This window comes from Haladaptatus rarus (genome assembly GCF_054177585.1).
In genome coordinates this window covers 55,103-78,401 of sequence record NZ_JBPEHG010000012.1, presented here as the reverse complement: position 1 = coordinate 78,401, position 23,299 = coordinate 55,103, and the positions used below count along the sequence as shown (strand labels likewise).

Annotated in this window: 27 protein-coding genes; 13 read left to right on the top strand and 14 right to left on the bottom strand. The window is 60.9% G+C overall.

The genetic code is table 11. From position 1 onward, the window contains the following. The first annotated feature begins 6 nt into the window (after positions 1 to 6). The 3 genes from ACR3FE_RS20630 (at position 7) to ACR3FE_RS20620 (ending at position 2,149) form a co-directional block, all read left to right on the top strand. A complete protein-coding gene (locus tag ACR3FE_RS20630; RefSeq protein WP_458209472.1) occupies positions 7 to 789 on the top strand; it encodes an FAD-dependent oxidoreductase in 783 nt (260 codons plus the stop codon). Next, complete coding sequence (locus tag ACR3FE_RS20625; RefSeq protein ID WP_458209471.1) at positions 786 to 1,649, top strand: ABC transporter ATP-binding protein; 864 nt, start codon at positions 786 to 788, stop codon at positions 1,647 to 1,649. The genes ACR3FE_RS20630 and ACR3FE_RS20625 overlap by 4 nt, the downstream gene beginning before the upstream one ends. A 77-nt stretch (positions 1,650 to 1,726) precedes the next feature. Further along, positions 1,727 to 2,149, top strand: coding sequence for a hypothetical protein (locus ACR3FE_RS20620; protein ID WP_458209470.1), 423 nt, complete (start codon positions 1,727 to 1,729; stop codon positions 2,147 to 2,149). 464 nt (positions 2,150 to 2,613) lie between these two features. Here the strand turns inward: ACR3FE_RS20620 and ACR3FE_RS20615 are convergent, their stop codons facing one another. Both ACR3FE_RS20615 and ACR3FE_RS20610 read right to left on the bottom strand, forming a co-directional pair. Continuing rightward, positions 2,614 to 3,726 carry a M24 family metallopeptidase gene (locus ACR3FE_RS20615; protein ID WP_458209469.1) on the bottom strand — a complete coding sequence of 371 codons (1,113 nt, stop codon included), beginning with the start codon at positions 3,724 to 3,726 and terminating at the stop codon, positions 2,614 to 2,616. Between the two features lie 33 nt (positions 3,727 to 3,759). Next, a complete protein-coding gene (locus ACR3FE_RS20610; RefSeq protein WP_458209468.1) occupies positions 3,760 to 4,374 on the bottom strand; it encodes a universal stress protein in 615 nt (204 codons plus the stop codon). Positions 4,375 to 4,505: 131 nt separating this feature from the next. Here ACR3FE_RS20610 and ACR3FE_RS20605 point away from each other — a divergent pair, with 131 nt between their 5' ends. Continuing rightward, a complete protein-coding gene (locus ACR3FE_RS20605) occupies positions 4,506 to 5,882 on the top strand; it encodes an AI-2E family transporter (protein ID WP_458209466.1) in 1,377 nt (458 codons plus the stop codon). 124 nt (positions 5,883 to 6,006) lie between these two features. Here ACR3FE_RS20605 and ACR3FE_RS20600 read toward each other — a convergent pair whose 3' ends face one another. Then, entirely contained in the window at positions 6,007 to 6,285 is a 279-nt protein-coding gene (locus tag ACR3FE_RS20600) for a hypothetical protein (protein WP_458209465.1), read from the bottom strand. A gap of 31 nt (positions 6,286 to 6,316) precedes the next feature. On the opposite strand from ACR3FE_RS20600, the gene ACR3FE_RS20595 reads away from it, so the two are divergent. Further along, on the top strand, positions 6,317 to 6,598 hold the full coding sequence (locus ACR3FE_RS20595) for a WNWW family protein (RefSeq protein ID WP_458209463.1): 282 nt from the start codon (positions 6,317 to 6,319) through the stop codon (positions 6,596 to 6,598). A 28-nt stretch (positions 6,599 to 6,626) separates the two neighbouring features. Here ACR3FE_RS20595 and ACR3FE_RS20590 read toward each other — a convergent pair whose 3' ends face one another. The 3 genes from ACR3FE_RS20590 to ACR3FE_RS20580 form a co-directional block, all read right to left on the bottom strand. Next, on the bottom strand, positions 6,627 to 7,364 hold the full coding sequence (locus ACR3FE_RS20590) for a CPBP family intramembrane glutamic endopeptidase (protein WP_458209462.1): 738 nt from the start codon (positions 7,362 to 7,364) through the stop codon (positions 6,627 to 6,629). After that, positions 7,361 to 8,380: an NAD-dependent epimerase/dehydratase family protein gene (locus tag ACR3FE_RS20585; RefSeq protein WP_458209461.1), complete on the bottom strand. Its 1,020-nt coding sequence runs from the start codon at positions 8,378 to 8,380 to the stop codon at positions 7,361 to 7,363. The genes ACR3FE_RS20590 and ACR3FE_RS20585 overlap by 4 nt, the downstream gene beginning before the upstream one ends. A gap of 335 nt (positions 8,381 to 8,715) precedes the next feature. Next, positions 8,716 to 9,396 (bottom strand): MBL fold metallo-hydrolase, encoded by a 681-nt coding sequence (locus ACR3FE_RS20580; RefSeq protein ID WP_458209460.1) that lies wholly within the window; start codon positions 9,394 to 9,396, stop codon positions 8,716 to 8,718. 107 nt (positions 9,397 to 9,503) lie between these two features. On the opposite strand from ACR3FE_RS20580, the gene ACR3FE_RS20575 reads away from it, so the two are divergent. Further along, complete coding sequence (locus ACR3FE_RS20575) at positions 9,504 to 9,956, top strand: hypothetical protein (protein WP_458209459.1); 453 nt, start codon at positions 9,504 to 9,506, stop codon at positions 9,954 to 9,956. Positions 9,957 to 9,962: 6 nt separating this feature from the next. On the opposite strand, the gene ACR3FE_RS20570 is transcribed toward ACR3FE_RS20575, so the two are convergent. Then, positions 9,963 to 10,478 (bottom strand): DUF7988 family protein, encoded by a 516-nt coding sequence (locus ACR3FE_RS20570; RefSeq protein WP_458209458.1) that lies wholly within the window; start codon positions 10,476 to 10,478, stop codon positions 9,963 to 9,965. Positions 10,479 to 10,576: 98 nt separating this feature from the next. On the opposite strand from ACR3FE_RS20570, the gene ACR3FE_RS20565 reads away from it, so the two are divergent. The 6 genes from ACR3FE_RS20565 (at position 10,577) to ACR3FE_RS20540 (ending at position 14,022) form a co-directional block, all read left to right on the top strand. Continuing rightward, the gene (locus ACR3FE_RS20565; RefSeq protein WP_458209456.1) at positions 10,577 to 11,311 is read left to right on the top strand and encodes a sporulation protein; all 735 of its coding nucleotides are present in this window, start codon (positions 10,577 to 10,579) and stop codon (positions 11,309 to 11,311) included. A gap of 70 nt (positions 11,312 to 11,381) precedes the next feature. Further along, positions 11,382 to 12,227 carry an alpha/beta fold hydrolase gene (locus ACR3FE_RS20560; RefSeq protein WP_458209454.1) on the top strand — a complete coding sequence of 282 codons (846 nt, stop codon included), beginning with the start codon at positions 11,382 to 11,384 and terminating at the stop codon, positions 12,225 to 12,227. Between the two features lie 66 nt (positions 12,228 to 12,293). Continuing rightward, complete coding sequence (locus tag ACR3FE_RS20555; protein ID WP_458209453.1) at positions 12,294 to 12,629, top strand: thioredoxin family protein; 336 nt, start codon at positions 12,294 to 12,296, stop codon at positions 12,627 to 12,629. Between the two features lie 90 nt (positions 12,630 to 12,719). Next, positions 12,720 to 13,157, top strand: coding sequence for an NUDIX domain-containing protein (locus ACR3FE_RS20550; RefSeq protein ID WP_458209452.1), 438 nt, complete (start codon positions 12,720 to 12,722; stop codon positions 13,155 to 13,157). 148 nt (positions 13,158 to 13,305) lie between these two features. Next, positions 13,306 to 13,560, top strand: coding sequence for a Sec-independent protein translocase subunit TatA/TatB (locus tag ACR3FE_RS20545; RefSeq protein ID WP_458209450.1), 255 nt, complete (start codon positions 13,306 to 13,308; stop codon positions 13,558 to 13,560). Positions 13,561 to 13,743: 183 nt separating this feature from the next. Continuing rightward, a complete protein-coding gene (locus tag ACR3FE_RS20540; RefSeq protein WP_458209449.1) occupies positions 13,744 to 14,022 on the top strand; it encodes a hypothetical protein in 279 nt (92 codons plus the stop codon). Positions 14,023 to 14,061: 39 nt separating this feature from the next. On the opposite strand, the gene ACR3FE_RS20535 is transcribed toward ACR3FE_RS20540, so the two are convergent. Beyond that, positions 14,062 to 15,732 carry a gamma-glutamyltransferase family protein gene (locus ACR3FE_RS20535; RefSeq protein WP_458209447.1) on the bottom strand — a complete coding sequence of 557 codons (1,671 nt, stop codon included), beginning with the start codon at positions 15,730 to 15,732 and terminating at the stop codon, positions 14,062 to 14,064. A gap of 87 nt (positions 15,733 to 15,819) precedes the next feature. Between ACR3FE_RS20535 and ACR3FE_RS20530 the strand changes: the two genes are divergently transcribed. Then, complete coding sequence (locus ACR3FE_RS20530; RefSeq protein WP_458209446.1) at positions 15,820 to 16,470, top strand: DUF1028 domain-containing protein; 651 nt, start codon at positions 15,820 to 15,822, stop codon at positions 16,468 to 16,470. A 43-nt stretch (positions 16,471 to 16,513) separates the two neighbouring features. Here the strand turns inward: ACR3FE_RS20530 and ACR3FE_RS20525 are convergent, their stop codons facing one another. The 6 genes from ACR3FE_RS20525 to ACR3FE_RS20500 all read right to left on the bottom strand — a co-directional run bounded on the left by ACR3FE_RS20525 (position 16,514) and on the right by ACR3FE_RS20500 (position 23,234). Beyond that, positions 16,514 to 17,143, bottom strand: coding sequence for a hypothetical protein (locus ACR3FE_RS20525; RefSeq protein WP_458209445.1), 630 nt, complete (start codon positions 17,141 to 17,143; stop codon positions 16,514 to 16,516). Between the two features lie 79 nt (positions 17,144 to 17,222). Then, a complete protein-coding gene (locus ACR3FE_RS20520; protein ID WP_458209444.1) occupies positions 17,223 to 18,542 on the bottom strand; it encodes an ABC transporter ATP-binding protein in 1,320 nt (439 codons plus the stop codon). Next, positions 18,539 to 19,612 carry an ABC transporter ATP-binding protein gene (locus ACR3FE_RS20515; protein ID WP_458209442.1) on the bottom strand — a complete coding sequence of 358 codons (1,074 nt, stop codon included), beginning with the start codon at positions 19,610 to 19,612 and terminating at the stop codon, positions 18,539 to 18,541. The genes ACR3FE_RS20520 and ACR3FE_RS20515 overlap by 4 nt, the downstream gene beginning before the upstream one ends. Continuing rightward, positions 19,609 to 20,607 carry an ABC transporter permease gene (locus ACR3FE_RS20510; protein WP_458209441.1) on the bottom strand — a complete coding sequence of 333 codons (999 nt, stop codon included), beginning with the start codon at positions 20,605 to 20,607 and terminating at the stop codon, positions 19,609 to 19,611. Before ACR3FE_RS20510 ends, ACR3FE_RS20515 begins: the two co-directional genes overlap by 4 nt. Next, positions 20,604 to 21,557 carry an ABC transporter permease gene (locus tag ACR3FE_RS20505; RefSeq protein ID WP_458209440.1) on the bottom strand — a complete coding sequence of 318 codons (954 nt, stop codon included), beginning with the start codon at positions 21,555 to 21,557 and terminating at the stop codon, positions 20,604 to 20,606. The genes ACR3FE_RS20510 and ACR3FE_RS20505 overlap by 4 nt, the downstream gene beginning before the upstream one ends. After that, complete coding sequence (locus ACR3FE_RS20500) at positions 21,558 to 23,234, bottom strand: ABC transporter substrate-binding protein (protein ID WP_458209439.1); 1,677 nt, start codon at positions 23,232 to 23,234, stop codon at positions 21,558 to 21,560. Positions 23,235 to 23,299 lie beyond the last annotated feature (65 nt).

Genomic DNA, 23,299 nt, shown 5'->3' with positions numbered 1-23,299 from the left:
CAGACGATGCCAGAACGGGACGCGGTCGTAGTCGGTGGCGGCGCGTCGGGTCTCTCAGCGGCGATATTCCTCGCGCGATACGACCTCGATACACTGGTGTTCGACGGCGGGTGTGCGGCGATTCGCCAGTGCGCTCACCTCGAAAACTTCCTCGGATTTCCCGGTGGCATCCCTCCGGAAGCGTTCCTCGCGTTGGGGCGCGAGCAGGCCGAACTGGTGGGGTGTGCGATAGTCGAGGAGATGGTCGTCGATGTTTCGGGAACCGAGGCTGGTTTCCACGTCAGCACACGAGACGGGCGGGAAGTCGAGACGAAACGACTCGTCGCTGCCTCGGTCTACGACGACGAGTATCTGTCTCGCTTTGCGGACGAACTGGTCGTGGAAGCCGACGGTCGAACCTCGGTCGATGGACTGTACGTCACCGGGTGGCTCGGCGACGACGCAGAGCACCAGGCGATCGTGAACGCGGGCGATGGAGCGCGGACGGCGCTCGCACTCATCCGCGATGTTCGCCACGAAGACGAAGGTCTCTGGGAGGAGATTGCCGACTACTATTACGACTGGGCGGTCGAGGACGGTCGATACAGCGGTCGGGAGTTCGAAGATAGTCTCGACGAACTCGTCGCGGAGAGTGCGCCCCCGGACGCGACTCCGGAGGAGAGGGAGCGGACACGCGAACGACTCAGACGAGAGTACCTCGCGCTCGAAATCGGCGATGCCGAACGGAAACGACGTGCAGAGCGCGGGCGGAGACTCGTTCGAAAACACGTAACGGAGAGAGAACCATGACAAAACGAATCTCGGATGGCGGTGTGGTCGTCGAACGCGAAGCGGAGGAATCGGAAACCCAAGACGAGACGGTCGATTCCAGCGAACTGCTCGGCAACGAGCTGGAGCTCGGCTATCCCGACACCGACGAACCCATCGTCGAGTGCGAGTCCATCGTCGTCCCGGCGGGCGAGATCACCGCGCTCGTCGGGCCGAACGGGAGCGGCAAGAGCACGCTCCTCAAGGCGCTCTCCCGCGAACTCGAACCCGAATCGGGTGTGGTGCGACTCGACGGCGAGGACGTACAATCGCTCGGGACGAAATCGCTGGCGCGGAAACTCGGCCTGCTCTCGCAGGAGAACGAGTCGCCCTCGACGTTGACCGTCGAAGAACTCGCCTACCACGGACGCTATCCCCATCGAGGCTTCTTCGAATCGACGACCGAGGACGACCACGAGGCTGTCGAATGCGCGCTCGAACGTGCGGGCGTGACCCACCTCCGGGACGAGGAGATGGGCAATCTCAGCGGCGGACAGCGACAACTCGCCTGGATCGCCATGGTGCTCGCGCAGGAGACGGACGTCCTGTTACTCGACGAGCCGACGACGTACCTCGACCTACGCCACCAACTGCGCGTTCTGGAGGTCGTTCGCACGCTCGCGCGCGAACAGGGGCTCACCATCGGTATCGTTCTCCACGACATCTCGCAGGCGGCCCGCTACGCCGATAACCTCGTCGCGCTCCACGACGGCGAACCCTACGACTGGGGGCCGCCGAGCGAAGTCGTAACCGAGGAGTTGCTGGCCGACGTGTTCGGCGTCGAGGCGACCGTGGGAATCGGCCCGGAGGGGCCGGTCGTGAATCCGCAACGACCACTCTGACCCGAATCGCATCGGGAAATGGCCGAAGCCGTAGGTCGGCGCAATATATAAATCACTCATCTGTTATTTTCGTACCGATGGCCCTCCATCGCGTCGCTCGCCGCGACCTCCTCGCCTGCCTCGTCGTCAGTCCCCTCCTCGCAGGGTGTAGCCAGACGCCATCGGAGACGAAGTACTACGTTCGCGCATCAGAGGTTCAGGATGCACCGTCGGGAGCAACCATCATCGACAGCGTGGAGGGGAATCTGGACGCTGGAAAGGCAGTCCGACAAGCCATCGCCGACGCACGACGTGAGGGGCACGCGAGAGTCGAGGTAAACGAGTCCAAGTACGAGCGGTTGAACGACGTGTTTCGTGACCGCCCGCATCTGGTCGTGAAGGATTCACTTCGAACTGAATCGCCGGAGTTCGAGACGACGACGGACGGCAGGCGCGTGCTGTTCGTGAGCGACGGCGATTCGATAGTCGTGGTCTGGTTGGAGCGCGTCGTTCTTGCGTGAATGTGTCGGGAATCGTTTCTGCTGAGCTGCCCGGTTGATGGTGAACGACGGCACGGAAGTCTGAGCCCGCGCAGCGAAGTTCTCGTGAGTGACCGGAGGGAGCGAACGAGAGCAGGGAAGAGCTTGCCTCTTCCCGTGCGAGCAGGAACGTCTTCTGGAGGACGACTGAGCGACCGCGAGCGGGCGGGGGCTTTCGAAGACTGCCTCTCAGGAGGTTCAACCACACTAGAACCGAACTGATCTCGTAGCAAGCGACCGGTGGCTTTCGAGAACACCGCGACTGCGGGAACTCGTGCGTTTTCAGGGAAACGCCAGAAACGTTCGAGGATGATACCGGTCTCCTTGGCCAGTACATAGTAGTACATATCAGTACAATCCACGCCCAGTACAGTTCAGTACAAAATAGTACAGAAGCTAACGACCGAAATCCACGCGACGAGATCGGTTCTGTGCGATCTCGATTCCTAGAGCGAGTGCCACGTCCGGGGTGAGTCGTTCAGTCGCTCAGAACCATCTTCCGTGACGACGACCAGATCCTCGATTCGCACGCCGAACTCACCAGGGATGTAGACGCCGGGTTCGACGCTGAACACCATGCCGGGTTCGAGTTCGCGGTCGTTCCCGGAGACGATGTACGGGCCTTCGTGCACGTCGAGACCGACGCCGTGGCCGGTGCGGTGGATAAACTGCTCGCCGTAGCCGTAGGATTCGATGACCTCGCGGGTGGTACGGTCGACCGATTCGGCGGTGACGCCCGGTTCGACCGCCTCGACGCCCGCCCGCTGTGCCTCGCGGACGGCGCGATGAACCCGGTCGAACTCCTCGGGGGGCGTACCAGCGAAGACGACGGTGCGCGTCTGGTCGCCGGGATAGCCATCCACGAACGCGCCGAAGTCGAGGACGACGGGGTCGCCGTAATCGATCTGTCGCTCGCCGTGGCCGTGGTGCGGTTTCGCGCCGTTCGGGCCGGAGCCGACGATGGTGTCGAACGCGGGTTCTTCGCCTCCTGCGTCGGCGAGGCGGCGCTCGATCTCCTGCGCCAGTTCGCGTTCGGTCATGCCGATGGCGTCCTCGCCCATCTCACGAATCTCGACGCAGACCTCGTCCGCGAGCTCTCCTGCGCGGCGGAGCGTCTCGATCTCCGAATCGTCTTTCCGCATCCGGAGCGGTTCCAGCACCTCGCTTGCGAGGCCGAAGGTCGCCTGGGGAAGGGTACTGCGGAGATCCTGGGTGAACAGTGCCCACATTGCATCGTCCACGAGGAGGTGGCCGCCGTGGAGGTCGAGGTTGTCAGCGACGGTGGAAACGAGGTCGAGAGGGTCGTCGCCGTCGCTCCACGTGCGCACGTCCGCAACCCACGACGCCTCCGCTATCTGCTCGCCGTACATGTCCGGGACGACGAAGACGGGATCGCCGGAAACCGGTACGAACAAGAAGAGGTGGCGTTCGCCGGGATGCTCACGAAAACCGGAGACGTAAAAGAGGTTCGTGCTCGGAAACAGGACGACTGCGTCAGCGCCGACCGCACGAAGTCGCTGTTGACACCGTCGCGTTCGTTCGGCGAAAGTCGATGGCATTGAGATGGGTGTCACGTGGAAACGATAAAAACCTCACTCTCGCGAGCGGATGCGCGCGACGCTCGTGTCGCCGGTGACGGGGTCGACGTGAACGTTGAACGTCTGTCCGTCGCCGTTCGCGCGAACGATCCACGTGTTCGCTGCCCGGTAGGGTTCCTCGGTGACCGATACGTCGTCGTAGCCCTCAGCGGTGAGCGTTTCCTTCGCAACCGTCGTCGCCTGTTCAGGTGATTCGATGGTGCGTTCACCCGACGCCCGGACGAGCAAGACCGGCACGGTCGCCTTGCGAACGACGCGCTCTGCGACGCTTCCGAGGAGCATCCGACCGACGCCAGATCTCCCCTGGGTCGCCATGACGATGAGATCGACGTCGTTGTCGTCCACGTAGTCGAGGATGCTATCGGATGGGCGTCCCTCCAGCACTGCTCCGACGGCGTCCAGTCCGTGATCGGACGCGAGTTCGACGATGTCGTCGGTCGCACGCTCGCCCTCGGCTTCGAGTTCGTCTCTGTCTTCCCCCAGTTGGTCGCTGACGACGTGGAGGGCGTGAACCGTCGCATCGTACTGTTCGGCGATGTCGACTGCGTGGTTCGCCGCACCGCGCGTCGCACTTCCCCCGTCCGTGGGAACCAATATCCGTTCGTACATCGAGCGGCGGTACGACTCGGTTCCGTAAAAACCCCGTCGGGACCGAATGGGAGAGTCCCCCGAGTGATTTATCTTCGACGCACGTAGGGACGATATGGGTGGCGGCGGTATGAATGGATGGTGGAAGCAGTATGAAAGAGGGTGGTGACGGTATGAAAGGGGGTGGTGGCGGTATGGGTAGGGGTGAAATCGGTATGGATGGGGGTAGAATGGACGAGGACGGTATCGACCGAACTGGCGAGCGCAGAGAACCGGAATTCGCTGGAAACCGCTCACGCCTCGCGTGGTGGACCGTCGGAATCATCTTCGGTGTCCTGTTGCTATTCGTACTTTACTCGTTCCTCGGGACGGTCGTGCTGGGCCTGTTCATGTACTACGCGACACGACCGGTGGCCGACGGGATGGCGAAACGCCTCGGCTATCCGGGTGTGACCGCAGCAGTTGCCTTGCTGGTGGTTGCGGTTCCGGTCGTCGTCCTCTTCGCCTACACCGTCGCCGTCAGCGCGTCGGAAGTCGCCGCCATCGCGGGAGGGTCGGTGGCGGAATACGAAGATATCCTTCGGCCCTACCTCGACCTCTCGTCGGTGCGGATCGACCCTCAACAGTTCCTCGACTTCGCACGCGAGAACCGAGGCGAGTTCACTCGTCTCGGCGGGACCGCACTGCTCGGCAGTGTCGCGAACGTCGTGGCCGCGTTCGGAACCGCACTCTTGCAGTTGTTCGTCGCAGTGGCGTTGGCGTTCTACCTCCTCCGGGACGACGACAGACTCGTTCGGTGGTTCGTCCGCGACATCGGTGGTGAACGGAGCACCGCCTACGCCTACGCGACAGCAGTCGACCGAAGCCTCCAGACGGTGTACTTCGGGAGTATCTTGAGCGCCTTCGTCGTCGCGCTCGCCGCCGCCGTAGTGTTCAATCTCGCCGACCTCGTCGCACCAGCAGGTCTGTCCATCCCGCTCCCGACGTTGCTCGGACTGCTCACTGGAATCGCCAGCCTGATTCCAGTCGTCGGGACGAAACTCGTCTACGTCCCCGTCGCCGCCTTCCTCGTCGTCCGTGCGCTCGGGCGCAACGTCGTCGTCCTCTGGTTTCCGGTCGCGTTCGTCCTCGTTCTCGTCGTCGTCATCGACCTCGTCACGGAATCCGTCGTTCGACCGTACACCTCCGGACGCGAACTCCACGTCGGGCTGATGCTGTTTGCGTACATCTTCGGGCCACTCCTGTTCGGCTGGTACGGACTGTTCCTCGGCCCCCTGTTGCTCGTCCTCCTCGTCCAGTTCAGTCGAATCGTCCTCCCTGAGCTACTCGAAGGAGAGCCGATTCCGACGCGCTCGGTTGGTCGGGACACTGAGGTAGAGTCGGACGGTACGGAAAGTGATGGAGAAGAAAAAGCGGAGGACACAGAGGAAAGAGAAGTGGAAAACGAGGTCGATGCCGAAAAACGAGACGATTTCAAAGGCTCAGATGAAACGCCTTCAGTTCAGGAAACTGATGACAGCGGAGGGTAGAGCTGAGATTCTGCCGATTTAGAGAGTAGAATAAGTCCTGGCATCGCTATGGAGATTGCAAGGCTAAAACCGCACCTCCGGGGCGAGGAGGGTGGCAAGGTCAGTCAGAGAGGAAAGAGAATCGTCAGTACTGTTCTCGCTCTAGATCCTCCAGATGTCGTCTGATTCGTTCGAATTTCGAAGTATCTACGAATGCGTACTCCGCACCGCCGAAGAATGAATCCGGGACTTCCGAGTCGGTGAGGAGGAGTTCGGGGTCTGCATCCACGTGATTCACCTTCTCGAACGGGATGACGCGCGACAGCGGTGGGTCATCGTTAAGACAGACGACTGCGTTCTCCTGTACGAGCACGGCGTCGTACTCCTGTGCCTCGTATTCGTCCACTGCGAAGACGGTCGGCATATGAGATTCGACGGGGAGCACGGTAATAAAAATGAACGCGACCGAACTCGAACGACGACTGCGCGAGACGTTCGACGCACCGGAAAGCGAGCTCCGCGTGGTCGTCCGGCAGGCGCGTGACCTCTCAGACTCTGGGCAGTTCCGCGAGGATGCGGGTGTCGAGCTGACCGCGAAAGCTGTCGTGTCGAACTTGCGCGATGCACCAGACGACTTTCTGCTGCCCGAGAAGTGGAACTGGTGGATCGGGTCGCTGGAGATCGCATATGGAGGGTACTCGGAGTTTCAGGTCGTGCGATGGAAACGGAGCGGGTAGTCCAGCGACGGTGAGTCGTCGAACCCCGTCAGGGCGAAAGCCGTCCCGTCACCATCAGGTAGGCGAGCGCGAACTGGAGGGCGTTGAACGCGCCGTGGATCAGCGCCGGAACGACGAGGTTTCGGGTGTACTCGTACGCCGCGCCGAGGATGGGTGAGAGGACGAATAGGATACCGAGGTAGACGAGTTTGCCCGCCCCTTGAAGTGAGAAGACGTGGACGAACGCGAAGATGAGACTCGCCAGCGCGATGGCGGGCCAGCGACCGTACGATTCGCGGAGTCGCTCCTGGACGACGCCCCGATATAGTAATTCCTCGCCAGGGCCGATGAGCAGGAACGAGAGCGGTATCAACATGAGAAAGATCCGCGGATCTTCCTCACCGAGCGTCGTGAGTTCGTTCTGGGCGGATTGGATTCCGAAGGTGGCGAGCACGAGCGACACCGCGATGAGCGCGGCGTAGAACATGATGAACCCCCCGACCGTCCACCCGAAGTCGGAAAGTGTCGGGACGCGAATCTTGATGTAGCCGAAGCTGCGACCGGTGTATCGGAGGTACGCCAGCGCGAACAGCCCGAACGCGACGCCCTGACCCATCACGACCGAAACCGCGACGAGAAGCGACGGCTGGTCGAGGACGGGGATACCGACCGCGATGAGTCCGAAAGCGGCGATCAAGACGATGACCGCGGCGAAGGCGTACCCGCCGATTCCGAGACTGATCGCGGCGAACAGCGCACGAGAACGGCCGTTCCAGAGTTCCGTCATACGCGAACCTCCTCGGATTCCGACTCCCGATACCACGCAAGCGTCCGTCGAATCCCCTCGTCGTAGTCCACCTGCGGTTCGAAACCGACCGTCTCACGGATCGCGCTTCCATCCATCCGAACGTCGTGTGAGAAGACGTGGAGGACTTCGCGTGCCAGTTCGACGCGCTCGCTGAACAGGGCCACAGTCTGGAGCAACCACGGCGGGAGTCCCCGGACTCGGCCATCCGACCCCACCTCGTCGTAGACGCGACGGACGAACTCACGAACCGTGATCGGCTGGGTGCCGACCGTAAACCGGCGGTCGTCGCGAGGAGTGTTCGCGTCGTCGGGAAGCACGTCGGAGTGGGTGGAAGACACGTCCAATTCGTCGGAATGCGCGTCCGAGTCGTTGGCCACGGCGACCAGTGCTCTCGCGGCGTCTTCGATGAAGATGAACTCGTGAGGAACGTCGACGGGCGCTGGAAAGCGGACGTCTCGGCCCTGAAGCGGGTGTTCGAACAGCGGGCGAACGAGGTCGTTCGTCACGCGCGGGCCGTAGAAATCCGGGAGGTGGACGACGGTCGTCGGAAACGGTGCACTAACGAGGGTATCGTCGGTTGCGGCCTTGATCCGCGCGATGCGCGAGGGCGGGTCGAACGGCGTCTCGGGCGTGATGGGTTGTTCGGGCGTCCCGAAGACCCACGTATTACCGGGAAAGACCAGGTGAACGTCCGAATCACCGATTGCGGTGACGAGCAGGCGTGCCGATTCGAGGGTGTGGTAGTAGTCCGCGAGCGGGAAGTTGACGCAGTGAAAGACAACGTCGACGTCTCGAACCGCCCGGCGCACCGTGAGCGGGATGAGTACGTCCCCCCGCACGATCTCGACCTGCGCGTTCGGAAACAGCTCCCGAAATCTCTGCTTACGCTGGACGAAGACGCGAATCTGGTCGTCCGGATTCGATTCGCGCAGTCGTTCGACGACAGCACTCCCCAATGCGCCGGTCGCTCCGGTGACGAGATATCGGCCCCCCATTCGATTTCGTCTTCTGATTGGACGTGCGTGATAGTGATTATTGTGTAAGAAATCGATTATTTTCGGGGAGAAGATGGGATCGGCTCGTGGGGAGGTATTGTACTGTTTTCTACTGAACCGTACTGAAATGTACTGGTTGTCGGCAGTTGGAGCAGTGTAACGATCGTCGCGTTCTATCGAGAACGAAATCGACGGTGACGAGGAGGAGATCTTCGATCTCCCCGGTTCTACTGTCAGCGGGCGGTACTGCCCCACCGACCACCTCGACGGTCGAGGTTCGAGTAGCAGCCACCGTCTCCATCGAGTCGCTGGCGTCGTCGAACACCCCGATTCGTTCAGATCCGACTCGCAAGGTTCGAAACCGCCTCGGAACCCCCGGTCATGATCGGCGTTCCGTGGCCCATGCAGAGGACTTCCACCGGGGGCATCGACCCGGCGAATCGTCTGATACTCCGCCGAATCTCACGTGTGTCGTAAGAATCCCACCACTCCGGCGGGGTCAGGACACCATCGCGCTCCCAGACGAGATCGCCGAGGAGACCCACACCGAGTTCGTCGTGGACGTACACCGTATGGCCCGGATTGTGTCCTGGGGTGTGGTGGGCCGTGAATCCGCCGACCCGTGCGCCGTCTTCGAGAGGACGCACGTCGAGATGGGATGGAATCGTCACGAGCACGCGGGCGAGGCGGTGGAACGCACCCTTGTGGTGGAACAGAGGTGGGTCGTAGGCACCGGAGAGGAGTGCCGCGTCACGCTCACCGACGAAGACGGGCACGTCGAGGTCGGGGAGATTTCGAAGGCCACCGACGTGGTCTACGTCGTAGTGGGTGACGAGCACGCGGTCGATATCCGCCGGAGTAATGCCCGCATCACTGAGCTCACGGCGCACGCCGAACCACGGAAGCCCTGCGTCCACGAGCGTCACCTCGCCGTCGTCCACGACGTAGGCGTTCGCACCGAGGACAGGGAAGCCGAGTTCGAGCAGCCAGACCCCCGCCGTGAGTTCCTGCGCCATGAGCACGTTACGCCGGCCACGAACATAAGACTGGAAGTCGAGATCCGGATCGAGACCCACAATCGAGACCCGAAACGCCTTCCCGCGTCAGGCACTGACACCCGAGTATGCGTCTCGAAGCGGTCGGTGCGGGCGTGCTGGTGCAGCTCCTCGCGGTACTCGTCGGTGCGACCATCCCCCTTCCCCAGGGTCTCAGGGTCACCGCCGCAATCGCGCTGCTGACGGTTGGGCTGGCTGGCGGGTACGTCGCAGGCTTGTTCGCAGGCGGTAGCTGGCGCGACGGAGTCCTCCACGGCCTGCTCGCGGGGGCATTGGGCGGTGCCGTACTCGCGCTCGTCCTCCGGTTTACGATGACGACACCCGGAAGCGAGGTCGGCGCACTCTGGGGATTGAACTACCTGATCGCCACGAGTGGAATCCCGACCGACCTGGCCGCCGAGTTCGACGCCCATATCGCTGTCGTCGTCCCCGCGCTGGCTGGATTGCTGTTCACACTGGAAGGCGCGCTGGCAGGTGGCGCAGCAGGAAGCGTCAGCGTCGAACCACCACCGAGAACGTAACGGAAGCTACCTGAACGCGACCGACACCGCCTCTCGCGGGTCGTCCGTCCCTCGAACGTACTGCGTCTCTTTTGCTCGAACCACGTCGAACGCGTGGACGGAGACGACCAGCCGACCCTCCGACACGGTCGCTCGGAGAACCGGGCCTCGACTGGTTATCGCGACGTACGGCGGCGCTGGAACCGGTGTCGCCTGCATCGAGAATCCGGTAGCCGCCACCGCACCGGAGAGAACCGTTGGAAAGCGCGCCAGTAGACCAGTTTCGCGGAGTTCGCGCGAAAGCGGCTCGACGACCGCCTCCCGGTCGGTGGTCGTCTGCTCCTTTGCCACTCGTTCGTTCTCCATTTCCGCTTGCACCTTCTCCTTTTCCGCCTGCCCCTCTTTTCCCCTCTCTTGCCCCTCCCACGTCTCCACAACCCGGTCAGCACACTGCAAAACCGAGGCGACCAATTCGCTGTGTTCCGCCAAGACGTGCTTTCTGGCTGCGGACTCCAGATCGGTCGAACGCTCCAAGTCGGTCATCCACCCCGAGAGAGACTACCAGGTCACAAAACCGTGCCGAACGATACCCACCCACAGAGCGAAAACTTATGTTTGAAATCGACGAAATAACTCCCGAGATGAGACGAATTCTCTCCCGCGTCGGAATCGGTGCTGCCCGTGTCGACACCATCCTCCCGAAGACCACGCTGACCGCAGGCGAGTCGGTCGAAGCCGAGGTCCACGTGAAAGGCGGTTCGTCCGAACAGGACGTGGATGCCATCTACTTCGCCCTGTTGACTCGGTACGAGACTGACGACAGCAACCGGACGGGCGTCATCGACAAATTCCAGGTTGCAGAACCGTTCACCATCGGCCCGGACGAAGAGAAGACGTTCCCCATCACCATCGACGTACCCATCGACACGCCCGTCACGGTCGGTCGAACCGACGTCTGGCTCGAGACCGGTCTCGACATCGAGTGGGCGGTCGACCCCGACGACAAAGACCCGGTGCAGATCGACCCCGGCCCGCGTCTCGCCACCTTCCTCGACGCACTCGACTCGCTCGGATTCACGCTTCGAACCGCGAACTGTGAATCGGCACCCGGCGGGTTGTTCTCCGGACAGCGGTTCGTCCAGGAGTTGGAGTTCGTCCCCCACTCGGGGCCGTTCTCCGGCAAACTCGACGAGTTGGAAGTCGTCCCTACCGAAACCGGCGGCAACCTCGACGTGAAACTGGAGACCGACCGACGGGGTGGCCTTCTCTCGGAGATGGCAGACATGGACGAACGCTGGACACAGCTTTCGTTCACGAACGAGACGATGGACGAGATGAAAACGAGGCTCCGTGACGAGATAGAGCGACACGCCTAATCGTCGAAGGACAAATGCACGAGGCACAGATATAGGAAGAGAAATGACTAGTTGTTAGACACTTATTTCTGTGCCAACTGTTCAGACGAACGGGATTCGAACGTACTACGAGGAGTACGGAGAGGGGCCACCGCTCGTGTTCCTCCACGGTGCGTACAGTGACCATCGGCTCTGGGCGGAACAGGCCCGGCAACTCGCCAGCGACTATCGAGTCATCGTGTACGACCTCCGCGGTCATGGTCGAACCGGCGGTTCCGAGACCACCTCGTACACGATGGGGTTGTACGCCGATGACCTCGATGCCCTTATCACGGCGCTGAAGCTCGATCGACCGGCTATTTGTGGGCTCTCGATGGGCGGGATGGTCGCACAGACGCACGCAGCCGAGAACCCGGACACCATCGCCGCACTCTGCACGTTGGGTGCTGTCACACCGGAGATTTTGACACGTGGCGAGTGGCTCGACCGGCGGGTAGTACCGAAGCTCATCGACACAGTGTCTACCGTCGTCGACCGCGAGCGCGTAATCGCGGTACTGCGATGGATCAACGAACGGAGATACGAAGAGGGTGCGAGCGGGGATCTCGAAAAACTCGTGCGCATTCAGCAAGCCCACGCCGAGGAGTTCCCGGAAGTCACGGAAACGGAGTCGGAGAAGATAGGTGAACTACTTACGACGTACCCCGCTGTTACTATCGAACACTCGGCTATCACCGTCCCGTCATTGCTCATGTACGCGGAACGTGAACCGAATTCAGTGGCTCGCCACGCGAAGTACATGGCCAACACGATTTCCGACGCCGAAGCCTGTCAGATACCGAACGCTGGCCACAACTCACACGTCGATAACCCCGAGTTCGTCATCGATTCGCTTCGTGCGTTTCTCACGGGAATCACCGAACACGGGCACTGGTAAGCCCGACGGAGTACACCGAAACATGCGAGGCTGGCACGTAAGTACGACGGGTTCCTACCCCGAAGCGTGAACGACGAACCGGCGAAACCACTCCGAGTCAGCGATGGAGACGAACTCGCTCGCGTCATCGACGACCACGACCTCGTACTGGTCGATTGCTACACGAAGGGCTGTCCGAAGTGTCAGGCGATCGAGCCTGTCATCGGGAACGTCGCCCGGGTGACCGACGCAACGGTCGTGATGGTCAACCCCGGTGACGACGTCTCGCTCGTGGAGGAGTACGACATTCGAAGCGTCCCGACCCTCCTGCTGTTCGAGGACGGCGAACTGGTCGGGCGGATGGCCGAGGGGTTCCAGGGGACGGAAGCGATGGTCGAGTTCGTGAACGAAAGCGGAACGTAACAGGTTCGACTTCGAAGTAAATTTTTCGGGAACTCGCGGCGCAGTAGCTGTACGGAAGAATTATCAGCAGATCGTCCGATCGACTAGACGATGGAAGCGTCCGGTTACGTTGTGAACATCGATGGTGTCGTCGTCCGAGACGACGAGTATCTGCTTATCGAACGTGGCGCAGACGAAGAACACGCTGCTGGTCTTCTGGGATTCCCCGGCGGAAAGGTCGAGGGAGAACCCGGCGACGAAGCCGTGATCGAAAACACGGTTGCCAGAGAACTCCGCGAAGAGGTGGGAGTCGAGGTCGGTAACGTCGAGTACGTTCTCAGTACGACGTTCGAGGCAGACGATGGTACCCGATGTCTCAACATCCTCACCCTATGCGAGTACGAAAGCGGAGAGGCGTATCCCCGTGCTCCTGATGAAGTGGCTGCGGTTCACTGGCTCTCCTACGACGAGATCAACGATCGGGAGGACGTTCCAGCGTTCACGGAACACTATATCGACCGGATCGAGGAATATCGTACTGATAGGTGAGTTCTGGCTGGTTCTCGTCGGACGTGCTATCTCTGACTGCGACTTCCGGAACGAGTTCGATCTCACATTCGTTGTATCGGGTGCGTATGTCAACATCCACCACGGAGCAAAAAGCCTATAAATAACTACTTACGATTGTTCATCACAGATGGTAGTTGAAACGATTCCACTGTTCGGGCCGGTTCCCGGTGGGATGGAACTCGCGGTGATCTTGCTCATCGCAGTCCTTCTCTTCGGTGCTAACAAGATCCCCAAACTCGCACGTTCGACGGGCGAGGCGATGGGCGAGTTCAAGAAAGGGCGTCAGGAAGTCGAGACCGAACTCCGCGAGATGCAGGAGTCCGACTCCTCGGCCAGCGAGACTGAAAGCGACTCGGCGGTCGAAGCCGACGCGGAAGTCTAAACGAGTCTCGGGGAGGTTCGGGGGTCCCCCCGGCCCGAACGCGGTTTTTTCGAACAGTCCGACGCAGAAAGGGATTTCCAGCAGTACTCGGTACGTAGTTCGGCAATGAGTTCGTCCGGAGCGACAGACACCACGCATCGACCGACCACAACGGAAAAGTCCCTCTCCCGCAAAAGAACCAGTATGTCCGACGACACGACAGCCGCGGAACGCGAGGGTGCGGAACGCGAAGCGTCGAACGACGGTGGAAGGTCGGGACTCCGGACGCTCTTACTGATGGGACTCTCGTTCATCGCTGGCTTCCTTCTCGGCAAGAGTCGCGGCGATCCGAATCTACGGAAAGAACTCGAAGATCTCAGCACCGACGAGGGACCGATGGAGATCGAGATCAGCGATACTGGAAGTAGCTCCGAAAACGAAGACGAGAACTCGGGAGAAGACGAAGAAGACGAGGAAGAGTAGAAAGGTGAAAATGAGGAGGACGGAGAAGACCCAGAGTGATCAGTAGCCGGTAGCTGTTCCGTCTTTTCGTGGTTCGGTGGCACCCGAGAGAACACCACCATCGTTTCTGACCATCTGTGCACCCCCGAAGAGGGTCGGCGGGAGCACGCGCACGTCGTGCCCTTTTCGCGCGAGTTTCGTCGAGAGGTTGCCGTCCATCCGCCCTTCCACCCCGAGGGTTCCATCCTCCCGGTAGCGCCATCGCGGCTCGTCGAGTGCCGCCTGCAAGGGCATGTCGTAATCGACGACGTTCGAGATGACCTGCACGTGGCCCTGTGGCTGCATGTATCCGCCCATCACGCCGAAGGCGGCCCAGTCGTCCGCGTCGAACCGCGCGAGTGCGGGAATCAGTGTGTGGAACGGACGCTTGCCGGGTTCGAGATGGTTCGGATGGTCGGGGTCGAGCGAGAACGACGCCCCACGGTTCTGGAGCGCGATACCCGTGTCACCAGCGACCAGCCCCGACCCGAATCCGGCGAACCGGGAGTTGATGTACGAGACGACGTTGCCCTCGTCGTCGGCGACACAGAGCAGAACGGTATCTGCGTCTTCCGCGTTCGCGTCGGGGACGCCGAAACTCACGTCGTGGTTCGCCTGCTCGCCGACCTCGGTCGCCCGCTTGCGCGCCCACGTGTCGGACGCGAGCGGTGGAATCTCCTCGAACTCCGGGTCGGTGATGTACCGATGTCCGTCGTGGAAAGCGAGTTTCATCGCCTCTGCAAAGTAGTGGATACGCTCCGGGGAGTCTATCGGATGGTCGCCTGCACCGATTTCGTCGGCGATGTTGAGGGCCTCCAGCGCGATGAGTCCCTGATTGTTCGGCGGAAGTTCGAAAACGTCCACTTCGCCGTAGGTCGTCGAGACCGGATCGATGAACTCGGGTTCGAAATCGGCGAGGTCGTCCACCGTCAGGAAGCCCCCCTGTGACTGGACTTCTCCGGCGATCTCTTCGGCGATCTCCCCCTCGTACACCACGTCTGCTCCCGCTTCCGCGATCATCTGCATACTCTCTCCCAACCGGGGGAGCGTCATCGTCTCGCCCACACCCGGTGCCCGACCGTCTTTCAGGAAGGCCGCCCGCGCGTGGTCGCTCTGGAAGAGACGCTCCGCACCAGTCCAGTGGGACGCGATGACCTCCGATACGGGGTAGCCATCTATCGCGTACTCGATGGCGGGTTGGAGTACGTCGCCGAGCGACAGGTGACCCAACTGCTGTACCGTGGCCTCCCACCCCCTCGCAGTTCCGGGGACGGTGACGGCGTGAGGGCCGAGGAACGGCATCCCGAGGTCGGCAGCGTCGTCTCCATCATCGACCGCGTAACCTCGGTTCGCCGGATACCAGTCCGAGGGGTCGTCCCGATTCTCGACCGACGATCGAACGTTCTCGATCGTCGCCTCGCTCGGCGCACCGCCGCAACTTCGCATCGCGCCGACCTCCCCAGCTGCGGTTCGATAGAGCGCGAATACGTCGCCACCGAGTCCGGTGCTCGTCGGTTCGACGACGTTGAGCGCGGCAGCGGTGGCGACGGCGGCGTCGAATGCGTTGCCACCCGCTTCGAGTATCGAGACACCTGCCCGTGCCGCGAGCGGCTGACTCGTGGCGACGATGCCGTTCGGTGCGTAGACGGTCGAACGACGTGAAGAAAATCTATCGAGGTCTGGTTTCGTCATACGTTGCCATACTCGGACGTCGTTCTATAATACCCCCCAAATAGTTTCGGTGGTGGGCTTATCGGTCCGCGGTGAAATTCAGAAGCCATGACGTTCTCTATCTGCGTCCGAGAGAAGTCGGACGAAGGAACCACCTTCGGTGTCGCCGTCGCCACCGACGCCCCGGCGGTCGGCGCACTCGCACCCTGCGTGACCCACGATGGCGTCATCAGTACACAGAGTTTCGTCAACGTCCGTCTCGGCAGACGCGGTGTCGCGCTCCTCCCAGACCTCGCCATCGACGACGCACTCGAAGGACTGCTCGCGCAGGACGACTACAGCAATCTCCGTCAGGTACACGGACTCGACGTGCGCGGGAACGCCTACGCCTTCTCCGGGGACGACTGTGACGATTGGTTCGGCCATCAAGTTCACGAAGAACAGGGTATCACGGTCGCCGGAAATATGCTCGTCGGCGAGGGGACGCTCGAAGCACTTGTCGAGACGTTCACCGAAAGCGAGGGCGAGATCGTCTCGCGACTCATCGAGACCCTCGGCGCAGGAAAGGAGGCAGGTGGCGACAAACGCGGCCACACGTCGGCAGTGGTGCGGGTGAAAGCACCGCAGACGACCGCCTTTCACGACCTCCGGGTCGATGCACACGACGAACCGATCGCCGAACTCCGGCGGGTCTACGAGACGGCGAAGGAAGCGAGTGACGGATTCAGCGAAGGATCGAAAGAACGAATCTTCGACTGAGAAACGTATTATGGATAAATAATAAATACACGGTTTTTTGGTGCTATTTGCTGGCGCTATTCACTAAGCACCGCTTTCGGAGTGTACCAAACTCGAATGATCGAGGGTTGTCGTGATTTCTCTGAATCTCGTCTAACGATTTCTCTGTTGGATTAGAATCTCTGAGTGGAATCTGTTCTCCAGAAATTGTTTCATACGTGTAGTATAGACAGAGTTCGGCATCATCTTCTACTACCTTCTTCCCCTCTTTGTGTATATACTTCTCAAGTTTATCGTTCATCAGAGGAAATGATTCGCCTGCTGGAAGGTTAAGCGGGTTATCTGACTCTTCATTTTTCAAAACCACATCAACGTAATCAACGGACTCAACTACCGCCAATACCCTTAGAGATAGAGCTGGTTCATTACCGAAATTACGAAGTGCGGGAACCTCGAAGCCACGTTCCTCATCGTATTCAAAATCACGTCGAACAAATGAGCTCAGATATAGTTGGGATGTTTTCCTCGCTTCTCGCATTTGGTTGAATGATGGCAGAACATACACTGCTGTCAGAATGGCGAGAATAGTGTTCGTAGTGATGCCCTTGAAGACCAGTAGAATTCCACTAATGGTAAATATACATATAACCCCAACCCGATTCCAGAAATCAAAAAAACCCCTTGATGTTCTCAATGAGCCTCTTCCGACTAACCATTATTCTGACAGAATTGGTCAAAGACAATAAATCTATTTAGTCTGATGGCGAAGTCAGCTAATCTGAATCTCTCGGTTCGACTCGATGACACGCGGCGACGTGACCGTCTTCCGCTTCCACGTCCGGGGGCGTCTCCCGCTCACAGGGTGACGGGAACGCCCCGGACACTATTTCTTCAGCTTCGTCACGGTTCTCGACAGCGAGCGCCTCTGCGGCCTCGCGGATGGCGTCGGTCGCTCTCGGCGGAAGGTCGCTCGGGTTCCGCGGGAGCAACTGTTCGACCAGATACGACGCGACCGTCGCATCGTCGGTTCCGCGACCTTCTGCCTGGAGACGATTCCGCGCAGCGTCGGGATCGAGTTCGCCCGAGAGCACGTGGTTCCGGAACGTGAAGGCGTCCCGAAATCCGTCCTCGGTGCCAGCCCAGTCGTCGGGGGGGATCACGACGGGACACCGAGTGTGGAATCGACAGCCGGATGGCGGGTTCATCGGCGACGGCACCGTCTCTCGGAGGATGATGCGTTCGTCCCTGTCACCCGAATCGATACGGGGAACCGCCGAGAGGAGCGATCTCGTGTACGGATGTTGTGGGTCGGCGAACAGTCGTTCGACCGGGGCCGTCTCGACGATCTGTCCGAGGTACATCACTGCGACGCGGTCGGCGACGTGGCGCACGACGCTCAGATTGTGCGCGATGAACACCAACGAGAGTCCGAACTCGTCCTGCAATTCGTCAAGCAGATTGAGTATCTGGGCCTGCACGGAGACGTCGAGTGCCGAGACCGGTTCGTCGGCGATGACGAGTTCGGGTTTGAGCGCCAGCGCGCGGGCGATGCCGACGCGCTGTTGCTGACCACCGGAGAACTGGTGGGGGTATCGTTCGACGTGTCCCGGTTTCAATCCGACACGCCGGAGGAGGTCTTTCGCTCGCTCCAGTCGTTCCTCGCTGTCGGCACCGATGTCGTGAACCTCCATCGGTGCGGTGACGATCTCGCCGACCGTCTGGCGTGGGTTCAGTGACGCCAACGGGTCTTGGAAGATCATCTGCATGTTCCGTCGGTAGGGACGCATCTCCTTCGCCGACAACCCGGTGATGTCCTCACCGCGATAGCGAACCGACCCCGCGGTCGGGTCGTGAAGGTTGAGTATCGTCCGTCCGAGCGTGCTCTTGCCACACCCAGACTCGCCGACGATCGCGAGCGTCTCGCCCTCTCTGACGCTGATATCGACGCCATCGACAGCACGAACGCTGGTCGTGTCGCCGACGAGCCTGTCGATGACACCACCCGACTGGTCGAAGTGCTTTTTCAGGCCGCACACGTCGAGTAACGGATTCTCGTCGCTTCGTTCGTCGGTTCTCGTCGTCTGCATGCTCATAACCGCTCCTCCTCTGGCCCCCGACGAAGACACGCTGCCACGTGGCCCTCGTTCGATTCGTCACTGGGTGACTGGCTGAACTGTGATGCGCGCCCCACCGGACGGGGATCGGGGTCGATCTCGTAACACTCCCGCTTGGCTTCGGGACACCGGGGCGCGAAGTGACAGGCATAGGGGATGTCGATGAGGTCGGGGACGTTCCCCTCGATGGGCTGGAGTTCGTCTGCGGGGGCGTCGAGACGAGGAGTGCTGGCGATGAGTCCTTGCGTGTAGGGGTGTTGTGGATTTTGGAAGAGCACGTCCGCCTCCGCCCGTTCGACGATCTCTCCGGCGTACATCACGTTCACCCGATTACAGACTTCCGCGATGACCGCGAGGTCGTGCGTGATGAGCAAGATGGAGGTGTCGAAGGCGTCTTTCAGGTCACGGAGTTCGTCCAGAATCTGCGCTTGTATCGTCACGTCGAGCGCCGTCGTCGGTTCGTCGGCGATGAGCAGGTCTGGCTCTGCGGCGAGCGCCATCGCGATCATCGCGCGCTGGCGCATCCCGCCCGAGAACTCGTGTGGGTAGTCGGACGCCCGACTTTCGGGTTCGGGAATCTCGACGTTCTCCAGCATCTCGATCGCTTTGCGCCACGCCTCACCGTTCTTCGCCACGCCGATTATCTTGCGCTTCATCTCGGCAGGAAGGCTCACCGACTCGCCGACGGGTTGGTGGAGCCGAACCATCTCCGCGATCTGTTCGCCGACGGTCAGCGTCGGGTTGAGGCTGTTCATCGGATCTTGGAACACCATCGAGATGGTGCCGCCCCGTATTTCGCGTCGTCGCTCCTCGGGCAGATCGAGCAGCGATTCACCGTGGAGTCGGATGTCTCCCGCCGCGATCTCACCGGGTTCTTCGACGATTCCCATGACGCTCTCGGCGAGGACGCTCTTGCCCGACCCCGACTCCCCGACGAGACCGACGATCTCGCCGGATTCGATACGCAAGTCCACTTCGTTCACCGCATCGACCGTCCCCCGTGGCGTCGGAAATCGCGTATGGAGACCATCGACTTCGAGCAGGGTCATCGGCTCTCGACCTCCCCTTCGCTCACGTCGAAGATATCGCGGAGACCGTCACCGAGCATGTTGAAGGCGAGCACCGTCACCATGATGGCGAGGCCCGGCATGACGCTGATCCACCACGCCTCGCCGATGAACTGCCGACCATCCGACAGTAGAAGCCCCCACGTCGGTGTCGTCGGTTTGACGCCAAGACCGAGGAAGGATAGCCCTGCCTCCGCGAGGATGGCCAACGGAATCATCAGCGTGGCCTGCACGATGAGCGGTGCGACGGCGTTCGGGAGTATCTCGCGGGTCATGATGCGTCGGTCGGTCATCCCGATGGCACGGGCGGCCATGACGTACTCCTCCTCCCGGAGCGACAGCACTTCGCCCCTGACGAGTCGGGCGAAGTCGTCGATGTAGGCGATGCCAATGGCGATGACAACGTTCGTGACGCCTAACCCACCTGAGATGGCGATGATACCGACGCCGAGGATGAGTTCGGGGAACGCCCACTGGAAATCGACGTATCGCATCAGCACGCTATCGACCCACCCGCCGTAGAAGCCAGCGAGCAGTCCGATCGACGTGCCGAGCGAGAAGGCGACGGCGACCGTCGCCAGTGCGACAAGCAGCGAAACACGTGCTCCGTAGATGATCCGGGAGAGGAGATCGTGACCGAACGAATCTGTCCCGAGCGGATGCCAGACTCGGTCGGTTCCGGGGTCTTGATCGTAGTTGCCCTCCGAGTAGCTGTTCGGTCCTTTCATGAACCCGAACGTCGCGTCCGGGTCGTGTGGAGCGACGTACGGTGCGAACACCGCCGTGAGGACGAACAGGACGACCACGATAGCTCCGAACAGCGCCATCCGGTCGCGCAGTATGCCCTCCACGAGTCGCTGGCGGGTCGATTTGTGTTCTTCGTACTGCTCTTCTTCCTGGTATTCGGGCGGAACGTCGGTCGACCCTGGTTCGGCGGGCGTGTTCGAACCGACGCCCGGTTCGCTGTGTTCCGTCATTGTTCACCTCCGTAGCCGATCCGCGGATCGATGACGGTATACACGAGGTCGACCGCGAGGTTCGTGAACACCATCACGGCGGCAACGATGAGGATGACCGCCTGCGTCACCGGGTAGTTTCGGTCTAACATCGAGTCGACCAGCAGGCGACCGAGACCCTGGATGCCGAAGACGAGTTCGACCGTGACGCTCCCGACGAGCACCAGCGCGAGTTGGATACCTGCGACGGTGACGACCGGAATGAGTGCGTTCTGGAGCGCGTGTTTGTAGAGCATCACGCGATTGCTGACGCCTTTGGCACGAGCAGTCCGCATGTACGGTTCGTTCAACACCTCCAACAACGACGAGCGCATCATCCGCATCACGACGGCGGCATAGGGGAGTCCGACCGCGATGCCCGGAAGCAAGATGCTCTCCAGCCACGGGCGGATCCCCTGACTCGGGGGCGTATAACCGAAGACTGGAAGTAGATTCAGCCAGACGCCGAACACGAGCGCGAGCAAGATTCCGACGAAGAACGCTGGCATCGAGACGCCGAGAAAGGCGGAGATGGTCGCCACGTAATCGACGCTCTCGCCCTTGCGCGTCGCGCTGACGATACCTGCCGGGATGGCGATACCGAGACCAACGACGATGGCGAGGACACCGATGGATAGTGTCTTCGGTGCGGCCTGTCCGACGAGTGTCGAGACGGACTGGCCTGTGCTGAGGCTGTCGCCGAAGTTCAGCGTGAGCATGTCTATCAACCAGTCGAGATACTGAACGTACAGTGGCTCGTTCAGCCCCATCTTCTCGCGGAGTGCCGCCACCGCCTTCGGGGTCGCCTCCTGCCCGAGCATGGTTCGAACCGGGCCGCCCGGAATCAGGCGGAGACCGAAGAACACCGTGGTCGCCACCAGCCACATGACGAACGCTGCGTGTGCGACCCGTTTTGCCACGTACCGACGCATCTATCCTTCGACCCACGTGCTGTGGAAGTTTCGCATGAAGGGGATGTGGGTGAATCCCTTCACGTTCGACCGTTTCGCGGCGATGTCGTTCTGGTGCATCAGGTAGGCGTGTGGCACCTCCTTGATGAGGTGGTCTTCCAACTGCTGGAGTATCTTCTTGCGCTCGTTTCTGTCGAGCGCCTTGCGCTGTTTCGCCAGCAGGTTGTGCGTCTTGTCGTCCTTGTAGTTTATCCAGTTCCACACGCCGCCGTCGTCGGGTTTCCGGTAGAAGTTCCACAGCGATTGATCCGGATCGGGGTCACCGACGCTACCGCTGATCGTGGTGTCGTAGTTCCCCTTCTCGTACCGTTCCCAGTAGGTCGAACTCGTGACCTGTTCGATACTGACGTCGAACCCCGCCTCGTTCAACTGCTGGCGCATCGCCTTCGCGCCCCGGAGACTGCTCTTGGTCGTGAGGATGTGGAACGACGCACCCTTGGCACCGGCCTCCTCGATGAGTTTCTTCCCCTGTTCGGGGTCGTGTTGCTGGTCTTTCGGTTTGTCGTCGCGCCACACCCAGTTCGTCGCCTTGTTGATGGGGCCGGTGTCGGGAAGTGCGTTGCCGAAGTACGCCGCATCGACGAACGCCTGATTGTCGATGGACTTGGCGATCCCCATGCGTGCTTTCTTCGAATCGAACGGCTTTCGGCGCTGGTTCATGGCGAAGCCGTACCAGTTGATTCCCGGCGCTTCGAGTTTCGAGACGCTGTTCGACGACTCGATCTTCTTCACGTTCTGGAGCGGGACGAGGTTGGCGAAGTCGATATCACCGCTCCGAAGCGCGTTCACGATCGTCGCCGGTTCCGGAATCGGTTTGATGTCGATACCGTCGAGATAGGGGAGTGCGTTCCCTTCGCTGTCCTTCTCGAAGTAGTCGTCGAACGCTTCGAGCGTGACACCGGAGCCGACCTCGTGCTGTTTGACCTGGAACGGCCCGGTACCGACCGGCGTCACCTTGTACTTCTTCGCACCCTTCTTCTCGATAGCCTCCTTGTTGACTATGGTAGCCGCACGGCCGGGGCCACGCGTGAGATAGACGAGTGCGGGAGCCATCGGTTCCTCGAAGTTGAGTTCGACGGTGTGGTCGTCTTTCACGACGACGCCACCGTTGTCGACCGGTTTGAGCGACTCCAGTTTCGAGGCGGCTGGCGCTTCCTCGGAGATCGTCCGGTTGATGGTGTATTTCACGTCGTCAGCGGTGAAATCCGTCCCATTGTGAAATTTCACCCCCTGTCGAAGGTTGAACGTGAACTTCTTCCCACCGTCAGCGACCTGCCAATCTTTTGCAAGATCACCGCGGATCGTGAGGTCTTTCTTCAGCGTGACCAGTCCGTTGAACACGTTCGCGGCCACCTGGAAGTACTGTCCGACGCTGATGAACGGCGGGTCGAGAACGTCGATGCTACCGGTGAACCACCCGGCTTTCAGTCGGCCACCCCGCTGGTTGGACGACGGGACGTCGGTCGTTCCACCGCCACCGTCGGTCGTACCACCACCGCCACCGCCGTCTCCGTCACCGCTGTCGGTACAACCGGCCAACCCGGTGATTCCAGCGGCCCCGAGCAGTTTAATCGTCGTCCGCCGGTCGACGACCGGACCGCTTAGATCTGCATCCGAAATTTTGCCACCTGTTGTCATGGTACATAGGTTCACAGTAACACGGTCACTTTGCTATACCACCGGATATATTCGGATGCGAAAAC

Excerpts from the sequence above, each read along its gene's own strand:
- ACR3FE_RS20540 (WP_458209449.1), top strand. The coding sequence starts at position 13,744 with ATGTCCGACGACACGACAGCCGCGGAACGCGAGGGTGCGGAACGCGAA.
- ACR3FE_RS20510 (WP_458209441.1), bottom strand. The coding sequence starts at position 20,607 with ATGACGGAACACAGCGAACCGGGCGTCGGTTCGAACACGCCCGCCGAA.
- ACR3FE_RS20505 (WP_458209440.1), bottom strand. The coding sequence starts at position 21,557 with ATGCGTCGGTACGTGGCAAAACGGGTCGCACACGCAGCGTTCGTCATG.
- ACR3FE_RS20600 (WP_458209465.1), bottom strand. The coding sequence starts at position 6,285 with ATGCCGACCGTCTTCGCAGTGGACGAATACGAGGCACAGGAGTACGAC.
- ACR3FE_RS20535 (WP_458209447.1), bottom strand. The coding sequence starts at position 15,732 with ATGACGAAACCAGACCTCGATAGATTTTCTTCACGTCGTTCGACCGTC.
- ACR3FE_RS20610 (WP_458209468.1), bottom strand. The coding sequence starts at position 4,374 with ATGTACGAACGGATATTGGTTCCCACGGACGGGGGAAGTGCGACGCGC.
- ACR3FE_RS20565 (WP_458209456.1), top strand. The coding sequence starts at position 10,577 with ATGAGACGAATTCTCTCCCGCGTCGGAATCGGTGCTGCCCGTGTCGAC.
- ACR3FE_RS20575 (WP_458209459.1), top strand. The coding sequence starts at position 9,504 with ATGCGTCTCGAAGCGGTCGGTGCGGGCGTGCTGGTGCAGCTCCTCGCG.
- ACR3FE_RS20630 (WP_458209472.1), top strand. The coding sequence starts at position 7 with ATGCCAGAACGGGACGCGGTCGTAGTCGGTGGCGGCGCGTCGGGTCTC.
- ACR3FE_RS20595 (WP_458209463.1), top strand. The coding sequence starts at position 6,317 with ATGAACGCGACCGAACTCGAACGACGACTGCGCGAGACGTTCGACGCA.
- ACR3FE_RS20615 (WP_458209469.1), bottom strand. The coding sequence starts at position 3,726 with ATGCCATCGACTTTCGCCGAACGAACGCGACGGTGTCAACAGCGACTT.
- ACR3FE_RS20570 (WP_458209458.1), bottom strand. The coding sequence starts at position 10,478 with ATGACCGACTTGGAGCGTTCGACCGATCTGGAGTCCGCAGCCAGAAAG.
- ACR3FE_RS20625 (WP_458209471.1), top strand. The coding sequence starts at position 786 with ATGACAAAACGAATCTCGGATGGCGGTGTGGTCGTCGAACGCGAAGCG.
- ACR3FE_RS20605 (WP_458209466.1), top strand. The coding sequence starts at position 4,506 with ATGAAAGAGGGTGGTGACGGTATGAAAGGGGGTGGTGGCGGTATGGGT.
- ACR3FE_RS20550 (WP_458209452.1), top strand. The coding sequence starts at position 12,720 with ATGGAAGCGTCCGGTTACGTTGTGAACATCGATGGTGTCGTCGTCCGA.
- ACR3FE_RS20500 (WP_458209439.1), bottom strand. The coding sequence starts at position 23,234 with ATGACAACAGGTGGCAAAATTTCGGATGCAGATCTAAGCGGTCCGGTC.
- ACR3FE_RS20585 (WP_458209461.1), bottom strand. The coding sequence starts at position 8,380 with ATGGGGGGCCGATATCTCGTCACCGGAGCGACCGGCGCATTGGGGAGT.
- ACR3FE_RS20580 (WP_458209460.1), bottom strand. The coding sequence starts at position 9,396 with ATGGCGCAGGAACTCACGGCGGGGGTCTGGCTGCTCGAACTCGGCTTC.
- ACR3FE_RS20520 (WP_458209444.1), bottom strand. The coding sequence starts at position 18,542 with ATGAGCATGCAGACGACGAGAACCGACGAACGAAGCGACGAGAATCCG.
- ACR3FE_RS20515 (WP_458209442.1), bottom strand. The coding sequence starts at position 19,612 with ATGACCCTGCTCGAAGTCGATGGTCTCCATACGCGATTTCCGACGCCA.
- ACR3FE_RS20590 (WP_458209462.1), bottom strand. The coding sequence starts at position 7,364 with ATGACGGAACTCTGGAACGGCCGTTCTCGTGCGCTGTTCGCCGCGATC.
- ACR3FE_RS20545 (WP_458209450.1), top strand. The coding sequence starts at position 13,306 with ATGGTAGTTGAAACGATTCCACTGTTCGGGCCGGTTCCCGGTGGGATG.
- ACR3FE_RS20620 (WP_458209470.1), top strand. The coding sequence starts at position 1,727 with ATGGCCCTCCATCGCGTCGCTCGCCGCGACCTCCTCGCCTGCCTCGTC.
- ACR3FE_RS20530 (WP_458209446.1), top strand. The coding sequence starts at position 15,820 with ATGACGTTCTCTATCTGCGTCCGAGAGAAGTCGGACGAAGGAACCACC.